This window comes from Paenibacillus sp. T2-29 (assembly GCF_052921365.1).
In genome coordinates this window covers 1147399-1153734 of sequence record NZ_JBREVE010000001.1, presented here as the reverse complement: position 1 = coordinate 1153734, position 6336 = coordinate 1147399, and the positions used below count along the sequence as shown (strand labels likewise).

6 protein-coding genes and 1 pseudogene are annotated in these 6336 nt (G+C 39.0%); all 7 read right to left on the bottom strand.

The features are described 5' to 3' along the window. Window positions 1-226: 226 nt before the first annotated feature. Window positions 227-445 carry a hypothetical protein gene (locus ACU1JV_RS05635; protein WP_413986807.1) on the bottom strand — a complete coding sequence of 73 codons (219 nt, stop codon included), beginning with the start codon at window positions 443-445 and terminating at the stop codon, window positions 227-229. Window positions 446-724: 279 nt separating this feature from the next. Further along, on the bottom strand, window positions 725-1198 hold the full coding sequence (locus ACU1JV_RS05630) for an SMI1/KNR4 family protein (RefSeq protein WP_413986806.1): 474 nt from the start codon (window positions 1196-1198) through the stop codon (window positions 725-727). Window positions 1199-1517: 319 nt separating this feature from the next. Then, window positions 1518-1985, bottom strand: a complete 468-nt coding sequence (locus tag ACU1JV_RS05625) for a DUF6985 domain-containing protein (RefSeq protein ID WP_413986805.1) — start codon at window positions 1983-1985, stop codon at window positions 1518-1520. Between the two features lie 13 nt (window positions 1986-1998). After that, a pseudogene (locus ACU1JV_RS05620) lies at window positions 1999-2262 on the bottom strand (hypothetical protein); the annotation flags it as partial. Between the two features lie 176 nt (window positions 2263-2438). Further along, window positions 2439-2903 (bottom strand): hypothetical protein, encoded by a 465-nt coding sequence (locus tag ACU1JV_RS05615; RefSeq protein ID WP_013372467.1) that lies wholly within the window; start codon window positions 2901-2903, stop codon window positions 2439-2441. A gap of 18 nt (window positions 2904-2921) precedes the next feature. Continuing rightward, window positions 2922-5819, bottom strand: a complete 2898-nt coding sequence (locus ACU1JV_RS05610) for an EndoU domain-containing protein (RefSeq protein WP_413986804.1) — start codon at window positions 5817-5819, stop codon at window positions 2922-2924. A gap of 25 nt (window positions 5820-5844) precedes the next feature. Continuing rightward, window positions 5845-6324: a DUF4280 domain-containing protein gene (locus ACU1JV_RS05605; RefSeq protein WP_446724532.1), complete on the bottom strand. Its 480-nt coding sequence runs from the start codon at window positions 6322-6324 to the stop codon at window positions 5845-5847. Between the last annotated feature and the right edge of the window lie 12 nt (window positions 6325-6336).

Sequence of the window (6336 nt, the reverse complement as noted above, 5' to 3'; positions counted from 1 at the left end):
CAACAGGGGGTCAACTATATTCCATTCTTCATCCGTTAACTCGTATCTTCGTCTCATGTGCCTTATTTTACTAGATTTCTACGAGTTGTACAGTTTGCGTACAGGCCCTAGAACAATTTGATGATAACCTGTTCAATGCGTTGGTGGAGAAGATCACGATTCTCTCATCAGCGCATTTTGTTTTTACCTTAAAAAGTGAAATGAGCATACATAAAATTATAGAAGATCAATAGATCATTGTTAAATGAATTAATAGACTAACGAAATAGGCTAATGTGATCAATTGGCTAACAAATATTTGTGGAGAGTGTATGACGGGATGGATCAATCGAATCCCGTCATACACTCCTTCCATGTAGATGGATTGATTGTCCTGACTTAGCTGATAACCTATAGCTTCTTCCCATTCAGATAGCAGATGTTGGATTTCCTTATTTTGATTCATTTTGAAATGATCCATTTGAGTGAATAGATTTTTGTCCTCTGATGAACATGAAGTCTGTTATACATGGGCTAGTTCTAACTGATAAAATCGTTGGCGTAACGTTTCCTGAAACCAGTCTGGCCAATACGACATAGTGTACTTGCCCTCCCGTTGTTTGAGTGTGTGTATGTTAACTCTGATAGGGAGGGATGGCAAGTCATTGTTTTTAGCTTAAAAAGGTCAAATTTACACTAAATTATTAATAGACTCGAATGATGATTTCATCCATGTCCATTCCAATTATTCTTCTAACATATCAAGAAAACTATTTACATTATCAGCGATTTTTTCTGTAACTGGATCATAATCGTCAGACTCCTCATTGTACCAAATACAAATTACTGGGTCGGTCTTACTTTCGCTAAAATCTAAACAGACGAAATCGCCTGCAAATAGGGCTGCAAATGGTACTAATTCTGCACCTGTTATGTCTCCATCAGAAAGTATTCTTTCATCTAACTGACTGAAAACAACCTTGATGTCATACATCCCTTTGTCATGCTCGCCGGGATTGTCTAATAAACAAAGAAAACGATCAACTACATATCTATTAGATTTATATTCAAAGAATCTAGTTATTGGAATAACACCATTGTTTTTCGATATAAAATTTATAAAATCATTAGGAAACTTAATTTCGAAATTCTCTTCCACACGCATAATTAAATTTCTATCTGGAAGAGGGAAAATTATACTTTTATTCTGTATTTTCAAAATATTTCACCTCTCAAATTAATGTCGTGGATCGTCTGCCCAGTTTCCTTTTGTTCTTTCCCCATTATGCTTGGTGATGTTATGAATACCTAACGGGACTAGTGCTAAGATAATAACAAAAAACAAGCCAATTATGGTAGTATCTAACCATAATGACCTGTTCAGTGTATTGTTAAATAGGATATTCTTTTTTAGAACTTTCGTGTGAACAGTTCAACTCTCAATTCACGAAACTTCCTCAGATAAAACAAAGGTTAAATCGAAAATAATGGTGTGATTAAGTGTTTAATTCAGCACCAGTTTGCCTCTCTCCAAATATTCAAATTGCAACATCCTGGTAACCTACTTCAGTTACTTTTTCATTTAATAAACGAATTCCCAATCCATTCTCTACATCCCATGTACAATCAAAAAGTATTCCGATTTCTCGACCTTCATAAATACCTGCATATGGAACAACAATTCCATCCAAAGTAATCATTTCAAGAAGTTTGTCGGTTGTTTCAACTAAGGGATAATTCTCATTAAGTTCAGTATCATAACCAAGTTCATGTCGCTTTTGTTGGTAATAATCTAAAATTGGTTGCAAGAAGCTTTGCTGCAATTGCTCCCAATTTTGCATTAATGATTGATATGCCGTATATTGATCTTCATCAAACTCGCCATCTTCTTCACCATCTATCATCAATGCAATCTCAGTTTCTTTTCCCAAAAAATGAATAGTGGTATCTTTAGCCCAACTATAGTTATATTCGAGTTCGCCAAAGATTGGATCGTTTATTGTCATTTTAAAATCTCCTCTTTCCACTGAGCATATAGTCGATTCTACTTGTGCTTTTGCTACTGGTGAAAGATTGGGGACAGCATTTTTATATTGTACACCATTAATACCAGCTTCATATAATATCTTTTTTATTTAAGGATCTGGTGCTGGCTTAAGCGTACATTGAGACTCCCCACGTGCTCCTTCAAAACCGATCTTTGGATTATCTGGCGCAGGAGTTTGACTAACTCTTGCTTCATAATAAAATGGCGAATTCAGTCTGCTTGAAGGCAGGTGGAATATCAGCCTAATCTGTATCCCGCTTACGTTACGCAAAATCAAAATTTATGTAATGTTTCAGTGTTATAACGACTGTTGATATACCTGTCTACGCATTGAAAAAGCCTATTCCTCATTATAACTCTTATTGGAATAAGCTTCTCATTACATATTTATATTTGTTTGTTTTTGTTATGTTTATTCGTTATTTTCTATACTCTTAACTTCTGTCATTTTCTGTTTGATCCAATTCATAACCATTTCTGCCTCTTCTTGAGCAATCACCCCCCGCTCACTTTTATATTTATAAGTTTCATAAGCCCATACTAATATGATTTTCACAAATTCAACTGTCTCTAATTTACAGATCGGTTCAACTTCATCTTCTTCCTCGTCATAAAAAGGATCTTCAATTATTGTATAATCTCTGTAGGATATAACACTAGATGCATTTCCTCCATGGTTGTATTGTGGTATATTTCCTCTTAATAAATCAATATAATTATCAATATCAATTTTCAAATCTTTAAATCTCCAAGGTATATCAGATCCTAATGGATCACTTATCATATTTGCGAACTCCAGTGATTTTTCTTCGTCAAAATCTAATACGACTATATTGAATTTTTCCATATATTTTAATTTATATTTATACTTAATCATTATTCAAATCTCCTCTAATTAATATACTGGATAAGCTGAAATTATCTTATCATTTCTTAAAATAAACTCTATCTCCATTCCCGTGCTTGTTTTTCCTATATATTTATTGTTCTTTATAATTTCTTTATTATTAAAAGCTTCATTTACTACATCTATCACCTGTTGTGGTGTCCATTCCTTTGGAAAAAATGTGGATTTAGGGCCCTTTAATACTCCATTAATTTCAATATTTGCTTGATACACACCAAACTCATTAGGTGGGTCGATATTTCCTACAATTTTACCGTTACTATTCGGCATTCCTTCATAATGGAAACCGTTGGCATTTCCATTTTTGAGTATTTCACCATCAAAAATATGGTTTAATCCATTTTCTTTGGTCCCTTGTTTGAAGTTTTCTGTGTTTTGCAGACTTTCAAGCCATTTCTTTTTCTCTATAGAGACGTTTGTAGACCTAGCACCTTCATCCGTTCCTTTAGTACTCTTACCCGTGTACTCTCCTGATTCTAACGCATCAATCTGTTTTTGTCTCTCAGGCGAAATTTTTGCACCAGAACCTTTAGAATGTGGGATATCATGACCAGAATCATGAAACCGATAATGATCTCCAGCAGTTGCAAAGATGGGTGACCTTTTAGTAATACGAATATTCATCTTTCTAGCTACACTTTGCAAGTAACTACCTAAGGATTCAAAATTATTAGGGAAACGAATGGCATTCGTTTTGAATTTTCCATCTCCAGCCTTGGCAAGGGCAGATTCAGCTTTTGCTGTATCTCCGAATAATCCCGGCGCGCCACCTTTTCCAGTATTCTTTTCTCCAGTTTCCTTGGCCCCTTTAGATAAGGAGACTTCTTCTTTACCCAGCTTTCCAAGATTTTTAAATAACTTTGCGCCGCCTTTAAGAACTGTATAAATGTCTGCTGCACGTTCCGCGGCTTTTATACTATCATATCCTGCATCATAACTTTCCTGTTTGGTATCGGTATAGGGGTTGGGGAAGAAGTTATCTAATTTTTTTACGAAAGGTTCTGTGATGCCGTCCCATATAAAGTTAGCATCTTTTTTTACTTCTTTCCCAACGTCTTTAAATCCCTGTCCTACACTGGACGAATTTTTAACAACTTCCACATACTTGATACCTTTCTCAGCGCCCAGTTCTATACCATGCTGAATACCTTCGAAAGTTTCATTACGTCTCAAGATTCCTTCTGGCAAGATAAAACGAAAAGCAAGAGGAACTGTTACAAGATCCGCTATATCGACAAACGAATTCCACATGCCTTTTGCAAACTCCAAACCCGCATCCCATTCTCCCTTGAGGGTGGCACCAACGTTTTCTTTAGCACGTGCCCCCATTACGCCCTGAATTCCCTTTTCAGCGACTTGCATCTCAAAGTCAGACAAGATCGGTTCTGGATAATATTGATGGAGGGAAGCTTTAAGCTGGATTTCCGAACTCACGCTGTTAACTTCCTGCTCCAAATCAAGCGTATCCGTTGTTGTATTCAAGTGTAAGCCATTCGTTCCTTGCAGAAGAATGCTACCTGCCGAAAGACTAAGACTACCTGCGGCTTGAATTTGTACACGTTGGGTGCTGTTCAGGCTGACACCGTTATGGGTATTCATGGAGATGTATAGTGATCCTTCCTGTGCACTCATCGCCAGCTCGGAGTTCCCTAAGGAAATTTCTTTTCCTTGGGGATTTGCAAAGGATTTGATTCCGGGATCAGAAGTTTTACGCTGGTGGCGTTCTGCTGGTGATTCGATCACGGTACCTTGAGCTGCGTGAGATGAAGGGACAGCAACACTAGATGGTTTCGTTCGGACCGATTGTATAACCATCGCATCGTCCTCGTCAGCGCTTGGAAAATACAACTTCACCTGCGCACCCTTTTCCGGCATCAGATACCACACCTGATTCCCTTCTGCAGAATAGGGAAACCACTGGGCATCCTTAGGATTCTGCTGATCGTCCATATCCAAATGCAATCGAACCTGATTCCGGCTGACCTCCAGTATTTTTCCTTCAATAGCCGCGCCAATGATTGTTCGATTATAGATTTTAGGGACCTTCAAGCCCGCCGACAGGGCGCATTCATATGACCAAGTCATCAAGCCACGAATCAATTGACCCTCACGTTTGGTGATGACGTAAGTTTCGTGATTGCGTTCAACTTCATCTCCCAATTGCAGCATTTGATCCCACTCAAAGGTATAACGGGTGTAATCTCCGATGTTGGCAGATCTCCAGCCGTTCGCCTCCTGATCCAGATAAGGAGCGATCTTGCGTTGTAACGAAAAAGGAACCTCTTTCAAATGAATATGCTGCCTGGCTTGCGGGATTCCGATCCAAATTTGCGCATGGTGTGAAACGATATTGGGGACGAGCAGGGCTCCCACATGTGAAGCCAGCCGTTTTAAAAAAGTCCAATCCGTCTCCTGATACTGCATAATAAACTGGCCTGTCGCTTTTTTCTCAAAAGCTTCATCGATCTTATCCGAGCCTTTATAATCGGCCAGCACTGCATCTACAATCTCCACAAATTTTTGATTGATATGTTGAAAGGAACGATTTTTGAGCTGCGTATCCAATTTGAAGCTGTGAGAAATGACGTCGAGAGTTACCACGATTTCCTGGTGCGTGTGCTCCACATCTACGCAGTATAGTTGTCCTATGAATAATGGATGCTTCTGATCTTTGGCATCGGAATACCATAGCTCAACTTCGTCGTCGCTACTTGCTTTAGTAATGATCGTGTCTGCTTGATTGCCTTCCAAGACGCCCGTGATCTTCAGTCTGGCATGTTCTCCAAGCTCGTGACTCATATGGACATTACGAAGACGCAGCTTGCCATAGGGCCAGGTAACATGTAGATGCTGATAGGTAAAACGGTCTTTTGCTACGATGTTCATTCCTGAATCTCCTTGCTTGATAAAGTCAACTGTCTTGCCCGTCATCGATGATCGAGATGATGCCCCCACCACTAGGTCCGATCGCAGAAGAGAGGGTACCATCATCACTGGGGTCTATCATGAAATTGAACGTATTAGTCAGAACATCTTGGCAGCTACACATTAAGGTCGAATTGTTGAGTAGGGCGGGTGCCCCCTCAATCAATACGTCTTCTTTCCTACCGGTCCACTTGGACCCAAACGCAATCTCTGGTTCGCAAGGAAGACCATGCTTCAATTTACACAGACCAAAAGCATTGATTTTGCTAATATTGGCTCCACAAATGGCATCGTCCACGTTCAGAACGGGTTTATCTTTAATGAAGACACCATGGCTGTACATCATATTAAGCACACCAGGGTCTGTACCTTGACTGCACTGTAGCTTGGCTCCTCTCACCACATAGGAATGTTCTCCGCTGAGTGCACCTTGGGCCAAAGCTTTAATAAGTATAGGTAAAAACATATAAGTACCTCC

Bases quoted from the DNA above. Each gene is read 5' to 3' on its own strand.
- ACU1JV_RS05635 (WP_413986807.1), bottom strand. From the start codon at position 445: ATGAATCAAAATAAGGAAATCCAACATCTGCTATCTGAATGGGAAGAA.
- ACU1JV_RS05625 (WP_413986805.1), bottom strand. From the start codon at position 1,985: ATGACAATAAACGATCCAATCTTTGGCGAACTCGAATATAACTATAGT.
- ACU1JV_RS05615 (WP_013372467.1), bottom strand. From the start codon at position 2,903: ATGATTAAGTATAAATATAAATTAAAATATATGGAAAAATTCAATATA.
- ACU1JV_RS05610 (WP_413986804.1), bottom strand. From the start codon at position 5,819: ATGAACATCGTAGCAAAAGACCGTTTTACCTATCAGCATCTACATGTT.
- ACU1JV_RS05605 (WP_446724532.1), bottom strand. From the start codon at position 6,324: ATGTTTTTACCTATACTTATTAAAGCTTTGGCCCAAGGTGCACTCAGC.